A 25,631-nucleotide genomic window follows, 5' to 3' on the forward strand; every position below is an offset into this window, starting at 1 on the left:
CTCGGGCCGACGCCTTCGTGTTTCCGTCATACCGTTTGCACCATGCAGCCATGGCCTGACGGGCGAATGCCAGTGAATGCCAGATGGACAGGCATCCGGCCGGGGCTGGTGCTGATCGCGCTTGCGGCGGCCTCCGCCCTCAACGCCGCCCCCCTGGACGAACCCATCAAGCCCTTGCCGCACTGGCAGACGGCGGCGCCCCAGCAGGCGGAGCTGGGGCGGCGGCTCTTCAACGACAAGCGCCTCTCGGCGAACGGCGCCGTCGCCTGCTCCAGCTGTCATCGGCTCGATCACGGCGGTGCGGACGACCAGGACAAGTCCGTCGGCCTGCATGGGGAACGCAGCCTGGTGAACACGCCGACCGTGCTGAATGCCAGCCTGAACTTCCGCCAGTTCTGGAACGGCCGGGCCGACAGCCTCGAAGCGCAGATCGACGACGTGATCCGCAACCCCAGGGAAATGGGGGCGAACTGGCCGGAACTGCTCAGCCGCATTGCCCAGGACCGGCAATACCGCGCCGACTTCGAGGCCATCTATCCGGATGGCGTGACCCAGGCCAACGTCCAGAACGCCATCGCGACCTACGAACGGAGCCTGCTGACACCCAAATCGCGCTTCGACCTGTATCTGGAAGGGGACGCTACCGCCATCAGCGAGGACGAGAAGGCGGGTTACGCACGCTTCAAGCGCAACGGCTGCATCTCCTGCCACCAGGGCATGAACGTGGGCGGCAACATGTTCCAGAAGTTCGGCGTGATGGGGGATTACTTCAAGGACCGCGGCGGAGTCACCGAGGCCGACCTGGGGCGCTTCACCATCACCGGGCGGGAGGAAGACCGCTACGTGTTCAAGGTCCCCAGCCTGCGCAACGTCGAACGCACCCCGCCCTACTTCCACGACGCCTCGGCGCGAACCCTGGATGAGGCCGTCGACGTGATGTTCAAGTACCAACTGGGGCGGACGGCGTCGGCGGAAGACAAGCGCCTGATCATCCTGTTCCTGAAGACGCTGACCGGCGAAACGATGGGGGCACAGTGAATCGCCTGCGCAGGAGCACCATCTGGATCGCCCTGTTCGGAGCGGCAGTGTCGCTGGCCGGCGTCCTGGCATTCCTCTTCCTGCGGGTGGAGTCCTACGACCCGTCGCGCTTCTATGGGTCCCTGGCCCTGCTTCGGCAGATCAAGCAGAGCGACGCGCAGTGGGAACTCCAGGTGCTTCGCTCACGCATCGGCAGCAATCTCGACTACGACCTGCTGGTGGACCCGTTCAGCGAAATGAACAGCAACTGGCAGCGCCTGCAGCACCGCCTGGCCGATGCGCCGGTGCACGCCCCGGCGAGCTGGGAGCGAAGCCAGGCAGCGTACCGGACGGCACTCGATGAGAAATCCCGCCTGGTGGAGCAGTTCAAATCCCACAATTCGATACTGCGGAACTCGCTGAACTTTCTTCCCACGGCCGAGGACGACGTCCAGAACCTGATCAGTAGCCGGCCCGCCAGCCCGGCGCTCGACCAGGCCTCCAGCCTGGTCGTCGATACGCTTCTGGGCGCGATGGAGTACGCGCAGGTCGCCACGGAGGAGAAGACCGCGGAGGTGCTGCTCAGGCTCGGCAAACTGGAGGCCCAGAGAGCCCGCCTCGATCCGGATATCGCGGGTGCCATCGACATCTTCGCGATGCACGTTCGAACCCTTCTGAACGAGCAGAAGGCGGTCAATGGACTGCTCAACGACATTGCCGCCGTGCCGGTCGCGCCCCGCCTGGATGCGCTGATCGACCTGCTGAGCCGGGAGCAACTGGCCGCCGCCGACCAGGACCGGCGCTATCACCAGTACCTGCTGATATTTGCCGCGATACTCGCGGCGCTGCTGCTGTTCCTGGGCTACCGGCTGGCGCGCAGCTACGCCGAGATCAATCGGGTCAACAAGGCCCTGCACAGCGCCAATGACGACCTGGAGCAACGCGTGCAGGAGCGCACCTACGAGTTGCAGCGGGCCCAGAGCGACCTGGTCACCGCCGCCCGGCAGGCCGGCATGGCGGAGATCGCCACCAACGTCCTGCACAACGTCGGGAACGTCCTCAACAGCGTGAACATTTCCGCCGACCTCGTTGAGCGCAAGGTCCGCGGCTCCAAGGCGGCCGGCCTGGCCAGGGCCGTGGAGATGATGAACGAGCACCGGGGCAACCTGGGCGAATTCATCAGCCAGGATGAAAAAGGCCGGCTGTTGCCCGGCTACATCGCCCAGGTTTCCGACACGCTGGCCATGGAGCGGGAGAGTATTTCCAGGGAAATCGGCCAGATGACCAGGAGCATCAACCACATCAAGGAGATCGTCTCGACCCAGCAGTCCTATGCCGGCCCATCCAGCATCCTCGAACCCATCAACATGCAGGATCTGGTCGAGGACGCCCTGCGCATGCAGTCGGGCTCCCTCACCCGGCACCAGGTCGAGATCGTCCGGGACTACACCGCCCTGCCGGAGCTGGTCCTGGACAAGCATCGGATCCTGCTGATCCTGGTGAACCTCATCAGCAACGCCAAGCAGGCCATGAACGCCCAGGAGGACCGCCCCCGCATACTCACCCTGGGTTTGCGCCTGGAGGGCGGCAACCTGCTCATCAGCGTTCGGGACAACGGCGAGGGCATCGAGCCGGAGAACATGACGCGCATCTTCGCGCATGGCTTCACCACCCGTAAGAACGGGCATGGCTTCGGGCTCCACAGCTGCGCGCTCGCCGCCATCGAGATGGGCGGCACGCTCAAGGCCGAAAGCGACGGTCCGGGCGCCGGCGCCTGCTTCGTCTTGGAAATCCCGACCAGGAAGAGGGAGCCCAAATGAATACCCGACGTAATCGCCGCATTCTGCTGATCGACGACACGCCCTCGATCCATGAGGACTTCCGCAAGATTCTCGTCCCCGAGCCGACTGGCAACGCGGAACTCGACGCGCTCGAAGCGGAGCTCTTCGGCACCGACCCGCTCGCTGAAAAAAGAGAGTTCGAGCTCGACTCGGCCTACAGCGGACAGGAAGGCCTGGCGCTGCTGGAAAAGGCGCTGGAGAAAGGCGCGCCATACGCGATGGCCTTCGTCGACATGCGCATGCCCCAGGGATGGGATGGCGTGGAAACCATCGAGCATCTCTGGCAGGCCGACCCCCGCCTGCAGGTGGTGGTCTGCACCGCCTACTCCGATTACTCCTGGGAGGAGCTGCTGTCCCGGCTGACGGTGGCGGACCGGCTGCTGATCCTGAAGAAGCCCTTCGACAACATCGAGGTCAACCAGCTGGCCTGCTCGCTGACGGCCAAATGGGACATGACCCGGAACCTGCAACAGCAGATGGAGCATCTTGAAGACCAGGTGCGCAGGAGAACCGAGGAACTGACCCTGACCAACGCTGCGCTGCAACGCGAAATGGATGAGCGCAAGCAACTGGAGAACCAGCTGATCCAGAACGAGAAGCTCGCCTCCATCGGCCAACTCGCCGCCGGCGTCGCCCATGAGATCAACAACCCCATCGGCTTCATCTCCTCCAACCACAGCATGCTGGAGAGCTATTTCGGCAGCCTCCTCGAAGTCATCGAGGCCGGCGAGAAGGCCGAGCCCGCCATCGGCGATGCGGCAATCAGGGAGCAGATGGCCGCGCTGCGCGACAGGGTGGACCTGGATTACCTCAAGAGCGATATCCCGACGCTGCTGCACGAGTCCAGGGAAGGCATCACCCGGGTCAAGAAGATCATCCAGGACCTGAAGGACTTTTCCCGTGTCGACGCCGACCAGGAATGGCAATGGAGCGATATCCACCAAGGGATAGAAGTCACGCTGAATATCGTCGCCAACGAAGTCAAATACCGGGCCGACATCATCAGGAAGTACGGCGACCTGCCCCAGGTCAAATGCCTGCCGTCGCAGATAAACCAGGTCGTGATGAACCTGGTGATCAATGCCGCGCAGGCGATGGGCGATACCCGGGGCCAGATCACCCTCATCACCGGCACCGCCGGGGAGCGCGTCTGGATCGAAGTCTCGGATACCGGAAGCGGGATACCGAGCGAGATACTGACCCGCATATTCGACCCCTTCTTCACCACCAAACCCGTGGGCAAGGGAACGGGGCTGGGGCTCTCCCTTTCCTACGGGATCGTGCAGAAGCATGGCGGAACGCTGGCCGTGCAGAGTATCCAGGGCGTCGGCACCACCTTCCGGATGGAGCTTCCGATAGACGCCTCGAAGGTGAGGGAGGATGTCACTTAGCAGCCGATCTGCTGACCGGGACAGCCAAGCAGGCCCCGCCACACCGGGCCTGTCCAGGCAGGACCGTGCGCCGATTTTGCTACAGGGCTCAGGCCGGCATCGGCTGAAGGGTGCCCAGTAACGAAACAGCCGCCACCGCCGCCAGCCCGCAGCCCCACTCGAACAGCACGCTTCGACGCAATGCCGGCAATTGCTGCCGCCGCCGTACCGTCAGCACGCGGAAATTGAATATCGCGAGCATGAGCATGCACGCGACCAGCGCCAGCTTGATGGTCAGCACCAGACCGAACATCGACTCCCGGGGATCGGGCCACTCCCCGGTCAGTGCCCAGACATTCAGCACCCCCGTCCCCAGCACCCCGGCTACCAGGCCATAGCCCGCATGGCTGAAGCGTCGCAACATGGTCCAGCTCAAGGACAGGGAAGCCCCATGGAGCGATGCGCCAAGGAACAGCAGCCCACCGAACCATGCCCCCGCGCAGAGCAGGTGGATGATCTGGTTGAACACCAGTCCGACGCCGGCCCAGCCACTGAGCATGGCGACATGCCCGATCGGAGCGAGGCTGGCGACCACCGCCGCGGCGAGTGGCAGGCGAAGCAGCCTCGCCTGCCGGGAATCGCAGGCGTAGCTCAGCAACAGGCCGAGGCAGAACAGAAGATGCCAGCGCCAGGCGTGGCCAAAGTGGGTATCGAAAAGCACCGTCGAGATGACGGAGGGGTCGAAAGCGGCCTGCCAGGCCTCGTCCATGCTGGCCGCCACGAGGCACAACCACGCCAGAGCGCTCAGCATCAACAGACCGGCCAGGAAGCGATTCCCCCGAAGCAGGTAGCGGTCCAGGCCGGAAAATGCCCCTGGCTCCCCCCGGCCCAGAACACTTCGGAACAGCGAACTACCGAATACCGAAAACGCCGCCGCGTAATGCACGAAGCGGCAGAAAACCAGAACGTAGTCCATGAAGGTCAGGGATTGACCTTGAAGCTGTAGTGGCCCTTGCTCTTATGGGTATCCACCGACACGGCATACCACTCGACCTTGTACTCACCCGCCGCCAGCGGCTTGGCCAGCGTGACGATCAATTCCTTGTCGTCCTTGGGATTCGTGGCGATTTCGCTGACTTGCGCGGCAACGCCTGCTGCGCTCTCGATCCGGACCTTGGTGAACTTCGGCTCGATGCCCTCGGTGAAGGTCAGCCGCAGTTCACTGGTCGGGCCGACACTGCTTTCGGCTGCCGGCACTTCCCTCTCCAGGTGCGCATGGGCCAGCACCGAAGAGGCACCCAGCACGCTTGCCAGCAGGATCATGAGGTTCAAGCCGCGTTTGATCGACATGGAAACGATTCCTCTATCGGATGGGGACGTAAAATTTCGCCCGCCCTTGTAAGGCGCACAGGCCAGCATGGTCAAGTCGGTATCGGCGGCTGCGACAAAGAGACCATGAGGCCGCGCCTCATCGACCATCCAGCGACATATCGGATCAGCGCCGAAAAGCCCGGGTCATGATCAACAGCGTCAGCGCCATCGCCACGTAGGCGATGATTGCGTGGGGAGCCAAAGATGGAACACCGCTGAACATCATGGATTCATTCCCGCCAGGGATCATGCAAGCGGCCAACCCCATCGCCATGCCGCCTATCAATCGCTGAGCAAGCAAACCCGGTGCTGGAACGCGTACCTTGATTTCGCCCTTGTATCTTGCCGCCAGCAATCCACCGGAAAACGTGGCAACTGAATAAATCAGGATTGGCCCTGGTGGCTCGTCTGTATTTGTTGTCACACGTTCTGCTACCCGCATGAGGGCTGCCATATAAGTCCACTCCCCATTCAATGCGTGAAGAGCCGCGCAGCACGCGCCTACCACCAGAATCATGGGCAACAGGTCATGTGAATTCAGAGGGATGGCGCGTGGTTTGTCGTCCACTCGCTGACTGTGGAAGTGCTTCCAAACGCCCAGAAGTAAAACGAATCCATACACACAGACAATGCCTGCAGCCAGCGTCGTGGGCATCTGCAAAGGCGAAACGCCGGAGGTCAACAGCGGCTTATACGCGTGCTGCCCGATGAAACCGCCGATAAACATACCCAGGAGTGTGCCCATATAGTTCAGGTCGCCCTTGCCTAGAAATACGAGGGTCCCCAATACACAGGCCCTGTTGAGCCAGGCTCCAGCGCCGAAGAGTATGCCCGCCAGGACGGTGGCGCCTGTCACTGCATACTCGGCAGATACTTTGGCGGTGCCTGGAAAGCTCCAGGCAATCGCCGCCAGTGTGACTCCGGAACAACACGTCCCGATAACGAGCGCCCTCAGGTGATGCGCATTACGGTGGACCACCCATTGATGCATCGCTGCCACGGCGCAAATATTTCCACGCTTTATCGCAAACCCCGTTATGAATGCCAGAGCAGCGCTCAAGAACAATATGCTCATTAGTAGTGCTCTCCGCCAATTGGCCAGCAGATGCAACTCCATGCAACTGCAAGGAATATCGCGCCGCAGGGCTGTGCCGTGGTGGTACTGGATATGGTCCTTTGGATTAATCCCTCGCCTTCATCATGAACCATGAGAATGAAGTGGAATATCTGCCATCGGTGTAAGGACTGGCCATTCACTATGTTTTCTAAAATATATGCAGCGTGTTTTCAATCAGGAAAAGGTCTTCCAGTGAGACTGGAAGACCTTTCCAGAGCAGGCACGCTTCTGGCCTAGCCAATTTCCTGTTCAAGCGCGGCGATCGAGGTACCGGCAATGAAGATCGAAGCGGCAAGAAGCCCCAGATCCTTCAGCAGAAACTGGCCGGGAACCACTGAAATCGCAGGGAAACCGAGACTGGGCTCGAAGACGCCGGGGGTCGTCAACATGAAAGACAGCGTTGTGACGAACAAGCCCGCGGACAGCACCCCGCCCAAGGCCGAGAACTTTGGAGAAAAGACTCGGGCCGCGATAAGCACACCGATGGAAATTTCCAAGACACCGAGAAAGTTCGAGAACCCCTGAACGCTCATGAAGCTGTACACCCAGGAAAGCAGAGGACTGTTGCTGACAAATCCATAAATACCGTTCGCTTCATACCCGGAGAACTTCATGCCTCCGAACCACAAGTAAATAACCGTCAGGGCGAAATAAATGGCCCCTACCCCGAAGCGGGTGACTTGCGCGCCCAGTCCGTTCTTGAAAAGACCAGCAGCATTAACGCGATCAATGATGGAAGTGGTCATCGTGTATCTCCAGAATGTTTTCGGTTGCACGGGTTGGTCCAGTGACGCTGCGCATTGCGCGTTGAGTACGGTGCCATGATGCAACGGAAATCCATCTCTTTGGATGCAGATACTCTATGATATGCTGCAGATCGTCCAGATCGAGGTAAGCCATGGATCGTTTATCCACGCTATTGATGCTATTCGGTGTTCGCGCTGACCTGTTTTACAGCGGTGGGCTTTGTGGGGTGAGCCAATTCGACACGGCGGATCAGAGGGGATACATACATCTGCTGCAGGAAGGGGAGCTGGGGTTGGTAATCGCGGGCCGACCGCAGGTACTGCTGACCGAGCCCAGCCTGATTTTCATCCCCCGGCCCAGCAAGCACCAACTGATCGGCACTGAGGCCGGCGGCGCTCGCTTGCAATGCGCATCCCTGGAGTTCGCCGGCGGCGCCAACAATCCCCTGGCGGCATCGCTGCCTAATTCGATCGTGCTGCCGCTGACTGAACTTCCAATGCTTTCAGACACGGTCAAATGGTTGTTCGCCGAGGCTGCCAGTGATCATTGCGGTCGCCACGCGACGCTGGATCGATTGTTCGAGCTTACGGTCATCCAGTTATTGCGGCACCTGCTCGACCATCGCCAACTCAAATCCGGGATGATGGCGGGTCTGGCAGATAACCGTCTGGCCCGTTCACTGGTAAGGATTCACGAGGAACCGCACCATCCGTGGTCGATCTCGGAACTGGCCAGCGAATCGAATATGTCGCGGGCCAGCTATGCCGCGCATTTCAAGGATGTTGTGGGGCAGACCCCTGCCGAGTATCTGTTGAGCTGGAGAATCAGCCTTGCTCAGAAGCTGTTGCAGGAAGGCCTCTCCATGGCCTTGATTTCCGATCAGGTGGGATATGAAAGCCCCTCCGCCCTGGCTCGCGCCTTTCGACGAAAAACCGGCTTGAATCCGCGTGACTGGATGAAATCCGTCAGCGCAAACGGCCCGCTTCCCTGAACAGGGAGCGCAAGACCTCCGTGATGGGAAGGACAGCCTCCCCTCTCATCCATCCGGCAATTGGAAGGCACTAGCCTTTTCTGATTATCGAGTACGTACGACGATAGAGACTGGGGTCCATGCCGTGAAGTTGGCTGAATGCCAGAGAAAAGTTGCTCCTGCTGGAGAATCCAACGCGCCTGGCGACCTCGGCAATTGGCAATGCCGTGGTGATCAAGAGTTCACTGGCACGACGTAATCGCACCAACTTGACCAGACTCATCGGCGATTGACCAAATGCGCTCCGGAATGCGGAAGCAAACGCCGAACGGCTCATACCGGCGATTTGCGCGAGACTCTCTACGGTATGTGCGGCAGCGGGATGCTCAAAAATAGCAAGCAAGGCACGACTCAACCGCGTATCCGCCATGGCAGCCAACCAGGGCAATGGCGAGGAGTCAGTTTCGATCCAGCGCCGCAAGGCCAGTATCAGACATTGTTTAAGCAATGCCTCGGTCAGGACACGTGAGCCCACTCCTGGCCGGGCCGACTCGGCCAACAGCATCAGAAACTGGTCTCGCAACCCGTCGGCGCCACCGAAGTGCACAACAAGTGGCTTTCCCAAAGCGGTGAAAAGGTCCACGCCATCCACCAACCCCAGGCGAACTTCACCGCACGCTGTAGTGACACCCTTCTGACCATCGCCGGCAATCAGCGTCGGAACGGACTCCTGTACCGGTACCCCGTGCATGCGTGCCTTCCACTCAAGCCGCACAGGTTCGGGTGAGGCGCTTTCAAGGTGGTACGAAACTCCCGGCGGCAAGAGTACGAAACTGTGTGGCTCAAGCTGGATGGGAGCCTCTCCCCGAACCGCCAGTATGCCGGCACCGTCCAGGCAATAATGCAGACTCGCCGTCTCGCAGGAATCGAAGCGCATTCCCCAACCGGTACGTATATCGCAGACGGTGAAATGGGTAACGCCGACATCAAGCACGGCCAGCAAATGATCCAGGATCACATGCGCGGATAAGGGCGATTCGGACATTTGGAGAATATAAGCGCAAGTCGGAAAGAGGGGAGAAATTATTAAAGGGATTCGAATATGAATGCAACCCGATGAATCATATCCAACGATCTGGACGATTCAGCACCAACTCAAGACCATTCAGCACACCGGAAAGACTAGATTCAGGGCTCAACCGTTCATGAAGTAAAAGGAGTTACGTATGCGAATCCCCCTGCTCTTTGCCACTGCTGTTTCCAGCACTCTTTTCATGACAGCCGCGCTCTCCCAGTCGTCATCGGATGATGGCGACATGCAAGCAAGCAAACGATACCTCCCCGAATATACGACGTCGGGCGAGTTGATACTGCCGAAGAACTTCAATGAGTGGATCTTCGTTGGCTCGCCCCTCACGCCTAACGGACTCAACGGTGGAAAGGCCAACTTCCCGGAATTCCACAACGTCTATATCGAGCCCGGCTCATACGCGATCTACAAAAAGACCGGCGAGTTCCCGGAGGGAACGATCTTTTTCAAAGAGCTGCAGTTAACCATCCCCGGCGAGAACCCCGATGGTTCGCGCACCGAAGCATCCGGGCGTGGCTACTTCCCTGGAAAACTGAACGGCGCCGACGTGACCGTCAAGGACTCCAAGCGCTACGCCGACACCGGGGGCTGGGGTTATTTCAATTTCAATCACCATGAACCGAAGGCGGCGACGGCCAAGGTGAAAGCCAAAGCCGAATGTGCGTACTGCCACATGGCGAGCGCCAAGAAAGACGACGTCTGGACACAGTTCTATCCGCTGCTGGACAAGTGAAATCGTCAATGAACGTTTTCAGCTCACCAACACGAGGAACAGTGTCATGAAAATCGTCAGGCCGTTATGCGTAACCCTGGCAGGGTTGGCCATGGTAATTATCGTCAATGCCTACGGGCAGGCTGGCATGCGCTCGGCATACGGGGAAATCACTTCCGCCGTAGTCGACGACAAAGGGAACATGCGCGTCCCCTCCGACTATCGAAGCGCATACCAAGTGTTGGGCACTTGGGCAGTTGCCGCAGACAGCAGTCCAGGGTCAAAGGAGATGCACGTGGTCTATGCATCCCCTGGAGCCGTCAGCGCCTACCGCAAGGCCGGGCACTTTCCCGACGGCACCGTTCTCGTGAAGGAAGTGTTCAAGACGACCACAAAACCCATGACAACCGGGACGGTAAGCAGCGCGGGCACTTTGGCCGGGTGGTTCGTCATGGTGAAAGACGATGTCGGCCGATTTCCGGATAGCAAGCTTTGGGGAGACGGCTGGGGTTGGGCGTGGTTCGATGCGGCCGATCCCGGGAAAACCACATCCACGAACTACAAGCAGGACTGTCAGTCCTGTCACGTGCCGGCCCAAGCGTCAGACTGGATCTATACCCACGGCTATCCGCCCCTGAGCCAATAATCAGCCGGCAGACGGATATCAGCGGTCGAACAGCGAGCCATACTGACGATCCAGACCGCTCCACAACGCATCCAGGTTGCGGAAACCCCACTTCTCCGGCGACTCGCGGCCGGTTATGCGTTCACGCCCCTTGAGCTTCGACAGGTCGATCAGCTCCACCGTCAACGCGGCCCTGGTATGGGTCGAATAGAACACCTTCACCACCGGCAGCAGCAGTTCCGCGCTCTGCTCCACCACCACGGCAAGGCGTTCGCTCTGGAGGCGAACCAGCGTGCCGACCGGATAGATGCCCAGGCAACGAATGAAGGCCTGGAAGATTCGTTCGTCGAGATGCTCGCCGCACCAACGCGACATGCGCTGCAGCGATTCGGCCGGGTCCCAGCCGCGCTTGTAGGGGCGGTCGGACGTGATCGCATCATAGATGTCGCAGATCGCCCCCATGCGCGCGAACAGGCTGATCTGCTCGCCCGCCAGGCCAAGGGGATAGCCGCTGCCGTCGAGCTTCTCGTGGTGGTGCAGGCACACGTCCAGCACCAGGGCGCCGACCTGCCGCCCTTCGCGCAGGATATCCGCGCCACGGCGAGGATGTTCACGCACGCTGGCGAACTCGTCCTCGTCGAGCCGTCCGGGCTTGTTGAGCACACTCATCGGCACGCACATCTTGCCGATGTCGTGCAGCAGCCCTGCCAGGCCGGCCTCGCGCACCAGGCTTTCCTGGAGGCCGAGCTGGCGCGCCAGGGCAATCATCAGCGCGCAGACCGCCACGGAATGCAGGTAGGTGTATTCGTCCGCCGTCTTCAGCCGCGCCAGGCTGATCATCGCGCTGGGGTGGCGCTCCACCGAGGCGGCGATCTCATTCACCAGCGTCCGGGCCCCCTCGGCTTCAACGACCTGTCCCAGACGAGCATCCTGAAACATGGCCATGACGACCTTCCGGGACTTTATGCATAGCTGGCGGGCGGATTGCAGCTCCTGATCCATGCTGCGCCGGGCAACGCTCGGTGCTGGCTCGCCGACGGCATCCGGCGCCTTGGCTTGAGCTTGAGGCTCGGTGGCGCAGGCGGGCTCTGACGGGGCAGCCGGCGCCAGCCCCCGGCGGGGATCGATGAGCACTTCACGCACGGCGCTCTGCCTGAGCCGCCGCAGGTCTTCGGGATCTTCGAGCAGGAAACGGGCGCGCCAGAATGGGTGGTCCGTCCACGCACCACACAGCCCGTGCACATACATCCCCAGCGTGACGGCTTCGACCGGAATGCGCAGGTAGGGCGAATCGGGCATGGAAGGCTCCGGTGGAGAAATCACCAAAAGCTCGGCGGGAAAGTCACCCAAGAATAGTCCGCGATGGAGAGAATGAGCGGGCGAGTGACTGCCCGGTAATAGACCCGCCCGCCTTTCTTCCGCAGAACCGCAGCATTGGCAGCGCGCTGAGCCCGCAACCGCTTTCGCCCCCCAGCCCATCAGGACAACAGCCACCCCAACGAACGATCCCTCCCCCAAATCAGCGCCCGTGCACCGAAGTCGACGTCGTCCATGGCCATTCGTCGCCACTTGCCTATGCTGTGCGAAGAGCCCCCGCGCGGCGGCGCTTCCTGACCTGACCGGACCCGAACACAGCCATGGCCAAAACCCAGAGCCCCGCGACAGAGCCCCCCGCCAGCCCAACACCCGCACGCCGCATCGCGCAGGCGCAGAGGCGGCCGGCATGATCAGGCGGCGTGCCATCACCCTGCGCGGCCTGATCCTCGTCCTCGTGCTGCTGAGCACCCTGGCCACGCTGTGCAACAGCCTGATCGTCGCCTACGGGGTGCAGCGCGACGCGCTGATCAATTCGGAGCTGGAGGCCAACAGCGCCTACGCGGCGAAGGTCGCCTCCAGCATCGGCACCTTGCTCAGGTCGGCGCACAGCCACCTGCGCTACAGCAGCTCGATCCTCTCCGAACACATGGGCGACCCGAAGATCGTCCGCGACGAGGCCATGCGCCTGCAGGGGCAGGACCTGTACTTCAACTCCATCGCCATCGTCGACGCCTCCGGCCGGGTGCTGCAGGCCTACCCGGATGCGCTGCAGATCGTCGGCACCACGCTGCGCTCCGAAGGCATAGTGCAGGCGCTGAAGGAGCGTCGCCCGCTGGTCAGCCGGGCCTACCACTCGGTGGCGGGGAACCTGGTGGTGTTCATCTCCCACCCGATATTCAGCCCCTCGGGCGAATTCCTCGGCGTGGTCGGCGGTTCGGTGTACCTCCTCAAGCTGAGCCTGCTGCACACCATCATCAGCAGCCATTTCCACCATGACGGCACCTACGCCTACGTCGCCGACGGCAACCGGCGCCTGCTCTACCACCCCGACCCTTCCCGCCTCGGCGAGGTGCTCGGGCCGAACGCCACGCTGGATGCCGCGCTGCGTGGTGAAAGCGGCTCGACCTCCATCGTCAACGACCGGGACGTCAGGATGCTGGCCGGCTATGCGCCGATACCCGACGCCGGCTGGGCGATCGTGGCGCAGCAGCCACGGGAGCAGACGCTCGCACCGCTGCATCAGTTGATGACCGCCATGCTCCTGGGCATCCTCCCGGCGAGCGTGATCGGGCTGATGATGATCTGGATCGGAGTGATGCTGATCAGCCGGCCCCTGCGGGAGCTGGCCCGGGGCGCGAACCAGCTGGCGGCCCCGGAGACCACCGGGCAACTGCGCCTGGTGCGCGCCTGGTACGCGGAAGCCTCCGCCATACGCCATGCGCTGCTCACCGGCGTGGTGCTGCTGCAGCAGAAGCTCGGCAAGCTCAGCCAGGAAGCGCAGAGCGACCCGCTGACCGGCCTGGCCAACCGGCGCGCGCTGGTCGCGACGCTGACCCTGCTGGACGAGACCCATCGGCAGTATTCGGTGCTCGCCGTGGATATCGACCACTTCAAGCAGGTCAACGACACCTACGGCCACGATGCGGGGGACGAGGCGCTGAAGCAGGTCGCGGCGATCCTCCAGCAGCACTCGCGCGCCGAAGACCTGGCCTGCCGCTCGGGCGGCGAGGAATTCATCCTGCTGCTGCCGGACGCCACGCTGGAGACCGCCAGCGGCATCGCCGAGCGCATCCGCGCGACCATCGAGGAGACCGAGGTGCCGAAGGTCGGGCATCTCACCGTCTCCATCGGCATCGCCTGGGGCGACGGCGAGCCGGACGCCGTGCTGAAGACCGCCGACGAGCGCCTCTACCGGGCCAAGCAGACGGGGCGCAACCGGGTCGTCGCCGACTGAGCACGGGCGCCGCGTCGTTCGGCGGATTCCCGCACTACGCAGAAATAAGCGAAATTTCCGACATTCATTTACCCTTGTCCGCCTACACGCGCCATCGCTAGCCTCCGGATCGCCGCAGCACAACTGCGGTCGGGCGTAGGAACCCGGGAATACCAACTCAGGTCGCGGTAGCTCTGTAGCCACGAATTGCTGGTGCAGTTTATCCAGTGAACTCGTGTTTCTATGGTGTCCGTGCGGGGAGGCCTTTTGGCCTACCGGTTCCCTGGGTCCGGCATTTCCTACCCCCGCACGGTCGCCTCTCTACCCGTAGGAAAGGTCGATTGGTGACTCCCATCCAACCCAGGGAGAACCAGATATGCACTTTCCCCCTTTTACCCCCGAGCACCACCCTTCCCCACCGCCCGCCCTTCCTCCGGAGGTGCGCCATGCCTGAACTGCACTTTGTCCCCCTGGCCACGCAGCCCGGCGAGGACGTGTTCTTCATCAACGCCCAGGCACCGGCCCAGCAGCTGCGCGAGGCCGCGCTACGGCGCCTGACGGCGGTGGAAGACCTGCTGCGGCTCATGGAAGACGACGCCGACCGCGGCCTGATCCACGCCACCGCCCGCCTCGCCTCGGCCCTCGCGCCGCTGGTGAGCGAGGCGCGCCAGCTCTACGAACTCGCCCTGGAAAACGCCTGAACCCCGCCCCGGCCGACCACGAAGCCGGAAAGCAAAAAGCCCCCGGCAGACCCCATCGGGGCCTGCCGGGGGCTTGCCGGGAAGCGCTTACTTGTTCGCGGTCAACAGGCTGTAGCTGGTGATCAGGTTGCGGTAGTCCGGGATGTGCGCGGAGAACAGCGCGGCCAGGCCCTCGATGTCGTTGCGCCAGTCGCGGTGCAGTTCACAGGCCACGCCGAACCAGGTCATCAGCTGCGCACCGGCGGCTTCCATGCGGCGCCAGGCGGCGTCACGGGTGACTTCGTTGAAGGTGCCGGAAGCGTCGGCGACGACGAACACGTCGAAGTCCTCGGCCAGCGCCGACAGCGCCGGGAAGGCCACGCAGACCTCGGTCACCACGCCGGCGATGATCAGTTGCTTCTTGCCGGTGGCCTTGACCGCCTTGACGAAGTCTTCGTTGTCCCAGGCGTTGATGTTGCCCGGACGGGCAATGTACGGCGCCTCGGGGAACATGTCTTTCAGTTCGGGCACCAGCGGGCCGTTGGGGCCGTTCTCGAAGCTGGTGGTGAGGATGGTCGGCAGCTTGAAATACTTGGCCAGGTCGGCCAGGGCCAGGACGTTGTTCTTGAACTTGTCCGGTTCGATATCGCGCACCAGCGAGAGCAGACCGGTCTGGTGATCGACCAGCAGTACGGCGGCCTGGGACTTGTCGAGACGAACATAGGGCTTGCTCATGGCGTTTCCTCGTTGCAGTGAGACCCGACCGGAGTCGGGCGTGGGGGAAATCAGACGGTTGGCTTCGGCCCTTGGCACCCCGTGCATTCCAGCGCGGGCATTGATCCAGACTAGGCGACGACCAAGACCTGGATGTGACACTCATCGGCCTGGCCGTCCGCAGCCGACGATCGACGCGTCCAATGCCTCGCTGCCGGGGCCGGGGTTTCAAGGGCGCCTCCCGTAGCGCATGGAAGAAACGATAAAACCGCAACGACATGGCCGGTAGGCGGCGATAATTCACCTCAGAGTTCCATCCGGAGAACACTGAAGTGGAAGACCTCAACGATCTCTATTACTTCGCCCAGGTCGTCGAACACGGCGGCTTCGCCCCCGCCGGGCGCGCCCTGGACCAGCCCAAGTCGAAGCTCAGCCGGCGCATCGCCTCGCTGGAGGAGCGCCTCGGCGTGCGCCTGATCCAGCGCTCCACCCGGCACTTCTCGGTAACCGAGATCGGCCAGGAGTATTACCGCCACTGCCTGGCGATGCTGGTGGAGGCCGAAGGCGCGGCCGAGGTGATCCAGCGCCACCGCTCCGAGCCGCACGGCGTGGTGCGGCTGAGCTGCCCCACCGCGCTGCTGAACTTCTGGGTCGGCCCGATGCTGGCGCGCTTCATGGTCGAGCACCCGCTGGTGACGCTGCACGTGGAGAGCAGCAACCGCCAGGTGGACCTGATCCAGGAAGGCATCGACATCGCCCTGCGGGTGCGCTTCCCGCCGCTGGAAAGCAGCGACCTGGTGATGAAGGTGCTGGGCGAGAGCCGCCAGCGCGTGGTCGGCGCGCCGTCGTTGCGCGAGCGGCTGGCGGAGCGGCCGATCCCCGCCGACGTGGCGGCGCTGCCGACGCTGCACTGGGGCTCGGTGCAGCGCGAATACCACTGGCAGCTGACGGCCCCAAGGGCGCCAGCGCGCAGGTGCGCTACTGCCCGCGGATGGTCACCGACGACCTGGTGGCGCTGCGCCAGGCCGCGCTGGCCGGGGTCGGCGCGGTACACCTGCCGGCGGTGGTGGTGACCGCCGACCTCAACGACGGCTGCCTGGTCAACCTGCTGCCCGACTGGGCGCCGCGCACCGGGGTGGTCCATGCGGTGTTCCCCTCGCGGCGCGGCCTGCTGCCGTCGGTGCGGGCGCTGCTGGACTTCCTCGCGGAGGGCTTCGCGCGCAGCGACATGGCCTGAGCCGCGCATCTTCAGACTGCATTCAGATTCGCCACGAATACTCCTCCCACGAATGAACTCCACAGTGGGAGAAGTCATGACCCAATCCGAATGGGAGTCGCTGTTTCCATTCCGTTTCGGCCCGCGCGACACACACCTCGCCAGCCTGTGCCTGATCGGCCGCGACGACCCGCAGCGGCACGAGATCGAAGCCTTCGTGCATGAGCGCTTCGACCGCGTCCACCATGCCGACGTGCACCAGTTCCTGCCCGAGCTGCTCAGCCTGCGCGACCGCCACGGCGTGCTGGTGGCGGCCGCAGGCATCCGCCTGGCGGCGCAGGAGCCGCTGTTCCTCGAACGTTACCTGGACGAACCGCTGGAAGCCCCGGTGTCGCGCATCGCCGGCCGCGACGTGGCGCGCCGGGAGCTGGTGGAAGTGGGCAACCTGGCCGCCCGCAACGCCGGCAGCGCGCGCCTGATCATCGCCGCGACCACCTGGCTGCTGGCCGCGCGCGGGCTGCACTGGGTCGCCTTCACCGGCGCGGCGACGCTGATCAACAGCTTCCACCGCCTGGGCCTGGAGCCGACGGTGCTGGCCCCGGCCGATCCCGCGCGGATCAACGGCGAGCGAGCCGACTGGGGCAGCTACTACGACCAGTGCCCGCAGGTGTTCACCGGCAGCATCCTCTATGGCCACCAGCAGCTGGAGCGCAGCGGGGCCTACGAACGCCTGGGCTTCCCGGCGCAGCGCCAGCACGAGGGCCAGCACCATGCAGCCTGAACTGGAAGACTTCCTGCACCGGCTGCGCCAGCACGCCCGCGAGCACGGCGAGCGCCTGGCGCTGCGTGGCGCGACCCAGCGCTACAGCTACGCGCAGCTGCTGGAGACCGTCGAGCAGCGCGCCGCGCACCTCGCCGCGCAACCGGCCGGCGCCTTCGCCCTGGCCCTGGACAACGGCCCGGACGCACTGCTCTGGGACCTGGCCGCGCTGCTGAGCGAGCGCCCGTGCATCATCCTGCCGCCGTTCTTCAGCCCGGCCCAGCGCGCCCACTGCCTGATGCAGAGCCAGGCGAGCCTGGCCCTGGTCGAACCGGGCTTCGAGGACGAGCTGCGCAGCAACGGCTTCAGCCGCGGCGAGACCTTCTGGTACCGCCCGGCGGTGGTGGACGCCGGCCTGCCCCTGGGCACGGCGAAGATCACCTACACCTCCGGCAGCACCGGCACGCCCAAGGGCGTGTGCCTGGGCGCCGACGCCATGCTGCGCGTCGCCCGCGAGCTGGAAGCCGCCAGCCGGCCCACCGGCCCCACGCAGTACCTGGCCGTCCTGCCGCTGGCGGTGCTGCTGGAAAACCTCGGCCTGTACGCCGCCCTCTACGCCGGCGCCACGCTGACCCTGCTGCCCTCCGCGCAGATCGGCCTGGGCGGGTCGAGCAGCGTCGACTGGAAGAAGCTGCTCGGCGCCATCGCCCTGAGCGGCGCGCAGAGCCTGATCCTGGTGCCGCAGCTGCTGCTCGGCCTGGTGACCGCCATCGAGCGCGGCATGATGCGCCCCGGCCCGCTGAAGTTCGTCGCCGTGGGCGGCGCGCGGGTCGCGCCCTCGCTGCTGCAGCGCGCCGCCGCCGTCGGGCTGCCGGTGTTCGAGGGCTACGGGCTCTCCGAGTGCGCCTCGGTGGTCTGCCTGAACCGTCCCGGCGCGGTGCGCCCGGGCAGCGTGGGCAAGCCGCTGCCGCACGTGCAGGTCAAGCTGGCCGACGACGGCGAGGTGCTGGTCAGCGGCTCCGCCCTGCTCGGCTACCTCGGCGAACTGCCGCACCTGGGCCAGTGGTGGCCCACCGGCGACCTCGGCCGTTTCGACGAGGACGGCTACCTGTACCTCGCCGGCCGCAAGAAGAACCAGTTCATCACCAGCTTCGGGCGCAACGTCAACCCGGAATGGATCGAGGCCGAGCTGACCCAGAACGGCGTGATACTCCAGGCCTTCGTCCACGGCGAGGGCCTGCACCAGAACCTGGCGCTGCTCTGGCCGGTGGACCCGGCCTGCACCGACCAGGCCCTGGAACAGGCGGTGCGCCAGTGCAACGCGCAACTGCCGGACTACGCCCAGGTGCACCGCTGGGCGCGCCTGCCCGAACCCTTCAGCAGCGCCAGCGGCCTGCTCACCGCCAACGGCCGCCCGCGCCGCGCGGCGATCCTCGATCAGTACCGCGAAACCCTTTCCGCCATGGTTACCCAGTGAGGCCCCCCATGCTCTTCTTCGATACCCTGCAATCGGCCACCGCCCGGGAACGCGAGGCGCTGTTCAGCGTCCCGGTGATCCGCGAGGCGCTGGCCGGCACCGTCAGCCTGGAGGGCTACGTCGCCTTCCTCTCCCAGGCCTACCACCACGTCCGCCATACCGTGCCGCTGATGATGTCCTGCGGCGCGCGCCTGCCCGCCCGCCTGGAGTGGCTGCGCGGCGCGGTGTGCGAATACATCGACGAGGAATACGGCCACGAGCGCTGGATCCTCGACGACATCGCGGCCTGCGGCGGCGACCCGGAAGCCGTGCGCAACAGCCGCCCGTCGATGGCCATCGAGCTGATGGTGGCCTTCCTCTACGACCTCATCCAGCGCGGCAACCCGGTCGGGCTGTTCGGCATGGTCAACGTGCTCGAAGGCACCAGCATCGCCCTCGCCACCCAGGCCGCCGGCACCATCCGCAGCAGCCTCGGCCTGCCCGCGGAAGCCTTCAGCTACCTGAGCTCCCACGGCGCCCTGGACCAGGGCCACATGCAGACCTACCGCGGCCTGATGAACCGCCTGGACGACCCGGCCGACCAGGAGGCGGTGATCCACGCGGCGCAGGTCGTCTACCGCCTGTACGCCGACATGTTCCGCGGGTTGCCGCGCTCCCAGGGGCAGCAGGGCGAGGTGCAGCATGCGACTGTCTGAGTGCCGCGTGCTGCTCACCGGCGCCAGCGGCGGCATCGGCCTGCAGCTGGCCGAGCAGCTCTGCGCGGCCGGCGCGCGGGTGCTGGCGGTGAGCCGCCACGCCGGGGCGCTGGACGAGCTGGCGCGGCTCTACCCCGGGCAACTGAGCTGGCAGGCCGCCGACCTGCGCAGCAGCCTCGACCGCCAGGCCCTGCTGGACAGCGTGCGGCGCGGCTGCGGGGTCAACCTGCTGATCAACGCCGCCGGGGTCAACCAGTTCGCCATGCTCGACCAGATGGACGAGTCGCGCCTGGACGACATGATCGAACTGAACATCGCCGCCACCCTGCACCTCACCCGCCTGATGCTGCCGGTCCTGCGCGAACAGCCGCACGCCCTGGTGGTCAACGTCGGCTCCATCTACGGCTCCATCGGCTATCCGGGCTACGCCGTCTACTGCGCCAGCAAGTTCGCCCTGCGCGGCTTCTCCGAAGCGCTGCGCCGCGAACTGGCGGACACCCCGGTGGACGTGCTCTACGTCGCCCCGCGCACCACCCGCACCGGCATGAACAGCGCGGAGGCGATGGCCCTGAACGAGGCGCTGAAAGCCAGCACCGACGATCCCCGCGACGTCGCCCGCGCCGTGCTCGCCGCCATCGAAGGCAAGCGCAGCGAGCTGTACCTGGGCTGGCCGGAAAAACTCTTCGTGCGCATCAACGGCATGCTGCCCGGCATCGTCGACCGCGCGCTGCGCAAGCAGCTGCCGCTGATCCGCCGCCACAGCCGCCACGGAGGACAATCCCGATGAAACGCGCACTCGCCTTCGCCGCCCTGCTGCTCGCCACGCCCCTGGGCTGGGCGCTCGACCCCGCCGCCACCCAGCGCCTGACCGACATCCAGCAGCGCTGGGCGCAGATCCAGTACCGCACCCCCGAAGCCCAGCGCGCCGCCGCCTTCGAGAAGCTGGCGGCGGACAGCCAGCGCTTCACCCAGGAATCGCCGCAGGCCGCCGAAGCCTGGATCTGGAACGGCATCGTCACCAGCAGCTGGGCCGGCGCCGTCGGCGGCCTGGGCGCGCTGGGCAAGGTGAAGGACGCCCGCGCCAGCCTGGAAAAGGCCCTGGCGCTGGACCCGGCCGCCCTGCAAGGCTCGGCCTACACCAGCCTCGGCGCGCTGTATGATCGCGTGCCGGGCTGGCCGATCGGCTTCGGCGACAGCGACAAGGCCGCCGAGATGCTGCGCAAGGCGCTGCAGATGAACCCGGACGGCATCGACCCGCTGTACTTCTGGGGCGACCACCTGTTCCGCGAGAAGCGCTACGGCGAAGCCCGCGCGGCGTTGCAGAAGGCCCTCCAGGCCCCCGCGCGCCCCGGCCGCGAGGTGGCCGACCAGGGACGGCGCGGCGAGATCGATGCTTTACTCAAGGAAATCCAGGCGAAACAGGACTGACCATGCGTTTGCTGCTGGTGGAGGATGACCAGGCCCTGGGCGAAGGCGTACGCACCGGCCTGCGCCAGGAGGGCTACACCATCGACTGGCTGCAGGACGGCGCCAGCGCGCTGCACGCCCTGCAGAGCGAGGAGTTCGACCTGGTGGTGCTCGACCTCGGGCTGCCGCGCCTGGACGGCCTGCAGGTGCTCGGCCAGCTGCGCGCCTCCGGCTCGACGGTGCCGGTGCTGATCCTCACCGCCCGCGACGCCACCGAGGACCGCATCGCCGGTCTCGACGCCGGCGCCGACGACTACCTGGTCAAGCCCTTCGACCTCCACGAACTCCAGGCCCGCCTGCGCGCGCTGCTGCGCCGCAGCAGCGGCCGGGCGCGGGCGCTGATCGAGCACGCCGGCGTCAGCCTCGACCCGTCGACCCAGCAGGTGCGCTTCCAGGGCCAGGTGGTGGTGCTCACGCCCAAGGAATACCAGCTGCTGCACGAACTGCTCGGGCAGCCGGGCAAGGTCTTCACCCGCGACCGCCTGACCCAGCTGCTCTACGGCTGGGACGAGAGCGCCGAAAGCAACACCCTGGAAGTGCACATCTCGCACCTGCGCAAGAAGCTGTTCAGCGGCCTGATCCGCACGGTGCGGGGCATCGGTTACCTGGTGGAGGCCTGATGGGCTCGTTGCGCAGCCGCACCCTCTGGCGGGTGATGCTCCTGTTGCTGGCCGGCACCGGCCTGCTGGCGCTGTACAACTACCACGACAGCAGCCACGAGATCGCCGAAGTCTACGACGCCCACCTGGCGCAGAACGCCCGCCTGCTGCAGGGCGTGATGAGCCTGCCGCTGGCCGGCACCGAGCGCCAGGCGCTGTACCAGGCCTTCAACGAGGCGCTCAGCCAGTCAAGCGCGGGAGGCCCGGGCCACCCCTACGAAAACAAGCTGGCCTTCGCCGTCTGGGGCGAGGACGGCCAGTTGCGCGTGCGCTCGCCCAGCGCGCCGGGCTTCGACGCGCCGCCCGCACTCCCCGGCTTCAGCACCGAGAGCCGCGACGGCCGGCAATGGCGCGGCTTCGTCCTGCCGGTGCCGGCGCACAAGCTGGTGATCTGGGTCGGCGAGCGCTACGACGTGCGCGGCGACCTGGTCAGCCGCATCGTGCGCCACACCCTGCTGCCCTTCCTGGCCGGCAGCCTGGCGCTGGCGCTGCTGGTCTGGCTGGCCATCGGCCGGGGGCTGCAACCGCTGCAGAACATGGCGCGGGTCATCCGCGCGCGCCACGCCGACTCCCTGGAGCCGCTGCAACTGGTGCCGCTGCCGCGCGAGCTGGAGCCGATGCAGGCGGCCCTGAACCGCCTGCTCAGCCAGGTGGAATCCCTGCTCCAGCGCGAACACCGCTTCATCGCCGACGCCGCCCACGAGATGCGCACGCCCCTGGCGGTGCTGCGCCTGCACGCGCAGAACGCCGCGCAGACGGACAACGCCGAGGAACGCCGGCAGGCCCTGGACTTCCTGATCGACGGGGTCGACCGCCTCAGCCGGGTGGTCAACCAACTGCTGACCCTGGCGCGCCTGGAGCCGGCGTCCAACCGCAGCCACTGGAAGGTGCTGGACGTCCAGGCGCTGGTCACCGACGCCCTTGCCGAGCTGACGCCCTGGATGCTCCGCCACCAGGTCGAGCCCGACCTCGAGATCGCCGCCGGCGACTACCGCACCCTGAGCGATCGCGGCGCGCTGGAAGTGGTCCTGCAGAACCTGGTCAGCAATGCGGTGAACTTCTCCCCCGCCGGCGCCACCGTGCGCATCGCCCTCGAACGCCAGGGCGGCGACCTGCTGCTGACCGTGCAGGACAGCGGCCCGGGCATCGAGGATGCCCGGCTGGAACGGGCCTTCGAGCGCTTCTACAGCGAGGGCAACCCCAACGGCGCGGGCCTGGGCCTGTCCATCGTGAACCGGGCGGTACAGCGCCTGGGCGGCGAGGTGAGCCTGGGCAACCGCCCCGAAGGCGGCCTGCAGGCGCGGGTGCGCCTGCCGGTGCAGGGCGAGCCGGGCCCGCGCGTCGGCAGATGAGGGGCACGCGGCAGGGGTGCACGGCGTAGCCGCTTCGCGGTATCTTCGGCGCCTTCCGCACGCCCCTTCCGACAGGATTCTCCGCCCATGCGCCGCGTCACCCTGCTCTGCGCCACCCTCCTGTGCTCCGCCAGCGCCCTGGCCAAGGTCGAGGTGCGCCCGGTGCAGCACAGCAACGTCGGGGCGGTGCTGGCGGTGCGCATTTCCGAGGACATCGCCCCGGGCGACTACGAGCGGCTGCTCAGGGGGCTGCGGGACAATCCCGGCAAGTTCGCGCGCAAGGTGGCGCTGCTCGACAGCATCGGCGGCAGCGCGGCGGAGTCGATCAAGATGGGCCGCCTGCTGCGCGAATCCGGCTTCGAGACCCTGGTGCCGAGCAACAGCGTGTGCCAGGGCTCCTGCGTCTACCTGCTCGCCGCCGGCCAGCGCAGGACGGTGCGCGGCTACGTCGGCCTGCACCGCCCGTATTACCCGGGTGGCGACTCGTCCCAGGCCAGCGGCGGCTACAACGCGCGCAGCTACCTGCGCGACATGGACATTCCGCTGGCCCTGGCCGACGACATGCAGGACATCGACCCGCAGCGGATGCGCGTGCTCTCGCCGCAGGAGCTGGAGCGCTACCGCCTGGGCGGCGCGCCGCGCGGCCTCAGCGTCCGCTGAGGGGCAGCGCGTCCGGCGCCGCTGGCTCGCTTCGGAGGGCGCCGGGCGCCGGCCGGCCCAGGCGCTCGCGCCCGTAGAAGGCCAGGGCGGTGCCCAGCATCGTCAGCCAGACGAGGATGCCCGACCAGAAGGTATGCGAGACGAAGTGCCAGCCCTGCGGGACGCGGGTGCTGCCGTAGATCATGCCGATGGTCATCACCGCGATGAACAGCTTGCGCGCGTGCCGCCAGCGGTAGCGCCGCGCCACGAAGTACAGCGCCAGCAGGGTGAAGCCGCTGGAGGCGTGGCCGCCCGGCCAGCAGCGCCCCTCGCCCGCCTCGTGCAGCAGGCTGAAGTTCTCGAACCATTCGCGCTTCTCGTGGACGCCGCCGTAGAGCGTGGTCTCCACCGGGCACCAGACGCTGGTGTGGCTCTTGAAGTAGTGCACCATCCCGGTGGTGAGGGCGATGGACACCACCAGGAAGAGGAAGTCCCGCCGGTGCGCGGCGAACCAGCGCAGGGCCGGGGCGATGCGCACCTGCTCCAGCCAGGCGCTGAAGCGCCCCTTGGGCAGCAGCGTCCAGACGAACGACAGGAGCATCCCGATCACCGCCACCTCGCCGGTGGTGTCGGGCAGGATGCGCGGCAGCTTGTGGGTCAGCTTCTCGAACAGGCGGTCGTGCTCCAGCACGAAAGTCTGCGTCAGCGGGTCGTAGAAGTGGTTGCTGATCAGCACGTCCAGGTTGGTGAGATCGAACAGGCAGAACACCAGCACCGCCAGCAGCAGCGGCAGGCCGAGATTGAGCAGGTAGAAACGGCGGGCAGACAAAGCGAGGTCCTTCGGGTATCAGCGGATCGGTGCGACGGCGGCCCATTGGTCGGCGTCGAGGTAGCCCAGCAGCGTGGGGGCGGCGTGGCCGTCGCTGACGAGGAACAGCGACGATGCGTATCCGGGCGTCGCCGGGTCGGCGATGCTCACGGTGTTCTCCAGGTCCTCGATGCACTCGCTGTGGGTCACCAGGATCAGGTTGCGGTTCGGCGTCTTGTGCTGGCGGGCGTCGCGCAGCATCGAGCCGTGGCAGTCGGACAGCCACTCCTGCTGCGCCGGCGCCTGGCCGAACATGGACGCGGCGGTCTGCTCGGCGCGGACCTGCGGGCTGCTGAGGATGTCCGCGTCGGCAAGGCCGAGCGCGCGGAAGTGCTGGCCCAGCTCATGGGCCGCCGCCTCGGCGCGGACGGTGATGCCTTCCGGCGCGGACAGGCAGGGGGCGTCGGAACGGTCGCAGCGCTCGGCATGGCGCACCAGGACGATCAGGTCGCCCTTGCGCCAGTGCTCGCGCAGCGCGTCGAGCCGGGCCGGGTCGCGGGCGATGTTCGCCGGGCTGGTCGGCTGGATCAGCCAGAAGCCGCTGATCAGGCCGAACGAAAGCACCGCCAGGGGAACCAGCAACCAGCGCCTGGCAAGGGCTCGTCGCGCGCGCTGGATGATGAGAGAAATCGGCATGGCGTTTCCGCTGTCTGGCCTGCAAGGCTGTGTCCCTACCCCGTCCGGCGTGCTGTGGCGCACGTCCGAGGCCCGGCCCATCCCTGGGGCTGACACCGTGCTGCGGGGAGTCGGGTGTCGGGCCCATGCAACCTAACGCCCGGTTTGTGAAGAAGGCGTCATGATTTATTGAAGATGCCGTTGGCCCGACCGACCGGCCCGGCGCGCGCCATTCTCCGTGCCATTCCCCGCGCCAGCGGAACGCCGCCGCGGCGCCCCGACACGACGATCTGCCCGACAGGCGCGGCAGGGCTGTCTAAGCTCTACCTCACGCGCGCGTGCCGGCGGTCGGCTGCGAGGTTCGGAAGCGGACTTCGGC

General features: G+C 65.5%; 25 protein-coding genes and 1 pseudogene. 17 read left to right on the plus strand and 9 right to left on the minus strand.

Annotated features, from left to right (window positions below; translation table 11 throughout):
* Window positions 1–66 precede the first annotated feature (66 nt).
* From AC3B6A_RS16765 to AC3B6A_RS16775, 3 genes are read left to right on the plus strand one after another with little or no spacing between them, the layout of a single operon-like run.
* Window positions 67–1,038: a cytochrome-c peroxidase gene (locus AC3B6A_RS16765; RefSeq protein WP_488398337.1), complete on the plus strand. Its 972-nt coding sequence runs from the start codon at window positions 67–69 to the stop codon at window positions 1,036–1,038.
* Window positions 1,035–2,837, plus strand: a complete 1,803-nt coding sequence (locus AC3B6A_RS16770; RefSeq protein ID WP_488398338.1) for a DAHL domain-containing sensor histidine kinase — start codon at window positions 1,035–1,037, stop codon at window positions 2,835–2,837. Before AC3B6A_RS16765 ends, AC3B6A_RS16770 begins: the two co-directional genes overlap by 4 nt.
* Entirely contained in the window at window positions 2,834–4,249 is a 1,416-nt protein-coding gene (locus AC3B6A_RS16775) for an ATP-binding protein (RefSeq protein WP_488398339.1), read from the plus strand. The genes AC3B6A_RS16770 and AC3B6A_RS16775 overlap by 4 nt, the downstream gene beginning before the upstream one ends.
* An 88-nt stretch (window positions 4,250–4,337) precedes the next feature.
* On the opposite strand, the gene copD is transcribed toward AC3B6A_RS16775, so the two are convergent.
* The 4 genes from copD to AC3B6A_RS16795 form a co-directional block, all read right to left on the minus strand.
* Window positions 4,338–5,204: a copper homeostasis membrane protein CopD gene (gene copD / locus AC3B6A_RS16780; protein ID WP_488398340.1), complete on the minus strand. Its 867-nt coding sequence runs from the start codon at window positions 5,202–5,204 to the stop codon at window positions 4,338–4,340.
* A gap of 5 nt (window positions 5,205–5,209) precedes the next feature.
* On the minus strand, window positions 5,210–5,578 hold the full coding sequence (copC, locus tag AC3B6A_RS16785; protein WP_488398341.1) for a copper homeostasis periplasmic binding protein CopC: 369 nt from the start codon (window positions 5,576–5,578) through the stop codon (window positions 5,210–5,212).
* Between the two features lie 145 nt (window positions 5,579–5,723).
* Window positions 5,724–6,674: a YeeE/YedE thiosulfate transporter family protein gene (locus AC3B6A_RS16790; protein ID WP_488398342.1), complete on the minus strand. Its 951-nt coding sequence runs from the start codon at window positions 6,672–6,674 to the stop codon at window positions 5,724–5,726.
* A gap of 275 nt (window positions 6,675–6,949) precedes the next feature.
* Window positions 6,950–7,462, minus strand: a complete 513-nt coding sequence (locus tag AC3B6A_RS16795) for a YkgB family protein (RefSeq protein WP_488398343.1) — start codon at window positions 7,460–7,462, stop codon at window positions 6,950–6,952.
* Between the two features lie 152 nt (window positions 7,463–7,614).
* On the opposite strand from AC3B6A_RS16795, the gene AC3B6A_RS16800 reads away from it, so the two are divergent.
* Window positions 7,615–8,454: a cupin domain-containing protein gene (locus AC3B6A_RS16800; RefSeq protein WP_488398344.1), complete on the plus strand. Its 840-nt coding sequence runs from the start codon at window positions 7,615–7,617 to the stop codon at window positions 8,452–8,454.
* A gap of 70 nt (window positions 8,455–8,524) precedes the next feature.
* Here the strand turns inward: AC3B6A_RS16800 and AC3B6A_RS16805 are convergent, their stop codons facing one another.
* Complete coding sequence (locus AC3B6A_RS16805; RefSeq protein ID WP_488398345.1) at window positions 8,525–9,478, minus strand: AraC family transcriptional regulator; 954 nt, start codon at window positions 9,476–9,478, stop codon at window positions 8,525–8,527.
* A gap of 181 nt (window positions 9,479–9,659) precedes the next feature.
* On the opposite strand from AC3B6A_RS16805, the gene AC3B6A_RS16810 reads away from it, so the two are divergent.
* Entirely contained in the window at window positions 9,660–10,256 is a 597-nt protein-coding gene (locus AC3B6A_RS16810) for a cytochrome P460 family protein (RefSeq protein ID WP_488398346.1), read from the plus strand.
* Between the two features lie 46 nt (window positions 10,257–10,302).
* Window positions 10,303–10,881, plus strand: coding sequence for a cytochrome P460 family protein (locus AC3B6A_RS16815; RefSeq protein ID WP_488398347.1), 579 nt, complete (start codon window positions 10,303–10,305; stop codon window positions 10,879–10,881).
* Window positions 10,882–10,899: 18 nt separating this feature from the next.
* Here the strand turns inward: AC3B6A_RS16815 and AC3B6A_RS16820 are convergent, their stop codons facing one another.
* Window positions 10,900–12,159, minus strand: a complete 1,260-nt coding sequence (locus AC3B6A_RS16820; RefSeq protein WP_488398348.1) for a cyclic di-GMP phosphodiesterase — start codon at window positions 12,157–12,159, stop codon at window positions 10,900–10,902.
* A 424-nt stretch (window positions 12,160–12,583) separates the two neighbouring features.
* Between AC3B6A_RS16820 and AC3B6A_RS16825 the strand changes: the two genes are divergently transcribed.
* Window positions 12,584–14,131 (plus strand): GGDEF domain-containing protein, encoded by a 1,548-nt coding sequence (locus tag AC3B6A_RS16825; RefSeq protein ID WP_488398349.1) that lies wholly within the window; start codon window positions 12,584–12,586, stop codon window positions 14,129–14,131.
* 425 nt (window positions 14,132–14,556) lie between these two features.
* Entirely contained in the window at window positions 14,557–14,811 is a 255-nt protein-coding gene (locus AC3B6A_RS16830) for a hypothetical protein (RefSeq protein ID WP_488398350.1), read from the plus strand.
* An 87-nt stretch (window positions 14,812–14,898) separates the two neighbouring features.
* On the opposite strand, the gene ycaC is transcribed toward AC3B6A_RS16830, so the two are convergent.
* The gene (gene ycaC / locus AC3B6A_RS16835; RefSeq protein ID WP_488398351.1) at window positions 14,899–15,525 is read right to left on the minus strand and encodes an isochorismate family cysteine hydrolase YcaC; all 627 of its coding nucleotides are present in this window, start codon (window positions 15,523–15,525) and stop codon (window positions 14,899–14,901) included.
* Window positions 15,526–15,836: 311 nt separating this feature from the next.
* Between ycaC and AC3B6A_RS16840 the strand changes: the two are divergent.
* The 9 genes and pseudogenes from AC3B6A_RS16840 (at window position 15,837) to AC3B6A_RS16880 (ending at window position 23,790) form a co-directional block, all read left to right on the plus strand.
* Window positions 15,837–16,741, plus strand: a pseudogene (locus tag AC3B6A_RS16840) (LysR family transcriptional regulator).
* 76 nt (window positions 16,742–16,817) lie between these two features.
* Complete coding sequence (locus tag AC3B6A_RS16845) at window positions 16,818–17,501, plus strand: thermostable hemolysin (RefSeq protein WP_488398352.1); 684 nt, start codon at window positions 16,818–16,820, stop codon at window positions 17,499–17,501.
* On the plus strand, window positions 17,491–18,957 hold the full coding sequence (locus AC3B6A_RS16850) for an AMP-binding protein (protein WP_488398353.1): 1,467 nt from the start codon (window positions 17,491–17,493) through the stop codon (window positions 18,955–18,957). The genes AC3B6A_RS16845 and AC3B6A_RS16850 overlap by 11 nt, the downstream gene beginning before the upstream one ends.
* An 8-nt stretch (window positions 18,958–18,965) precedes the next feature.
* Window positions 18,966–19,652 (plus strand): iron-containing redox enzyme family protein, encoded by a 687-nt coding sequence (locus AC3B6A_RS16855; RefSeq protein ID WP_488398354.1) that lies wholly within the window; start codon window positions 18,966–18,968, stop codon window positions 19,650–19,652.
* Window positions 19,639–20,439, plus strand: a complete 801-nt coding sequence (locus AC3B6A_RS16860; protein ID WP_488398355.1) for an SDR family oxidoreductase — start codon at window positions 19,639–19,641, stop codon at window positions 20,437–20,439. Before AC3B6A_RS16855 ends, AC3B6A_RS16860 begins: the two co-directional genes overlap by 14 nt.
* The gene (locus AC3B6A_RS16865) at window positions 20,436–21,080 is read left to right on the plus strand and encodes a tetratricopeptide repeat protein (RefSeq protein ID WP_488398356.1); all 645 of its coding nucleotides are present in this window, start codon (window positions 20,436–20,438) and stop codon (window positions 21,078–21,080) included. Before AC3B6A_RS16860 ends, AC3B6A_RS16865 begins: the two co-directional genes overlap by 4 nt.
* A gap of 2 nt (window positions 21,081–21,082) precedes the next feature.
* Complete coding sequence (locus tag AC3B6A_RS16870; protein WP_488398357.1) at window positions 21,083–21,739, plus strand: response regulator; 657 nt, start codon at window positions 21,083–21,085, stop codon at window positions 21,737–21,739.
* Complete coding sequence (locus AC3B6A_RS16875) at window positions 21,739–23,130, plus strand: sensor histidine kinase (RefSeq protein WP_488398358.1); 1,392 nt, start codon at window positions 21,739–21,741, stop codon at window positions 23,128–23,130. Before AC3B6A_RS16870 ends, AC3B6A_RS16875 begins: the two co-directional genes overlap by 1 nt.
* A gap of 87 nt (window positions 23,131–23,217) precedes the next feature.
* A complete protein-coding gene (locus AC3B6A_RS16880) occupies window positions 23,218–23,790 on the plus strand; it encodes a COG3904 family protein (protein WP_488398359.1) in 573 nt (190 codons plus the stop codon).
* Here AC3B6A_RS16880 and AC3B6A_RS16885 read toward each other — a convergent pair.
* A complete protein-coding gene (locus AC3B6A_RS16885; protein ID WP_488398360.1) occupies window positions 23,777–24,598 on the minus strand; it encodes a phosphatase PAP2 family protein in 822 nt (273 codons plus the stop codon). The two genes, AC3B6A_RS16880 and AC3B6A_RS16885, sit on opposite strands and share 14 nt — an antisense overlap.
* 18 nt (window positions 24,599–24,616) lie before the next feature.
* Window positions 24,617–25,273, minus strand: coding sequence for a lipopolysaccharide core heptose(II)-phosphate phosphatase PmrG (pmrG, locus tag AC3B6A_RS16890; protein ID WP_488398361.1), 657 nt, complete (start codon window positions 25,271–25,273; stop codon window positions 24,617–24,619).
* Window positions 25,274–25,631: the final 358 nt, after the last annotated feature.

The organism is Pseudomonas sp. B12(2026) (genome assembly GCF_057767015.1).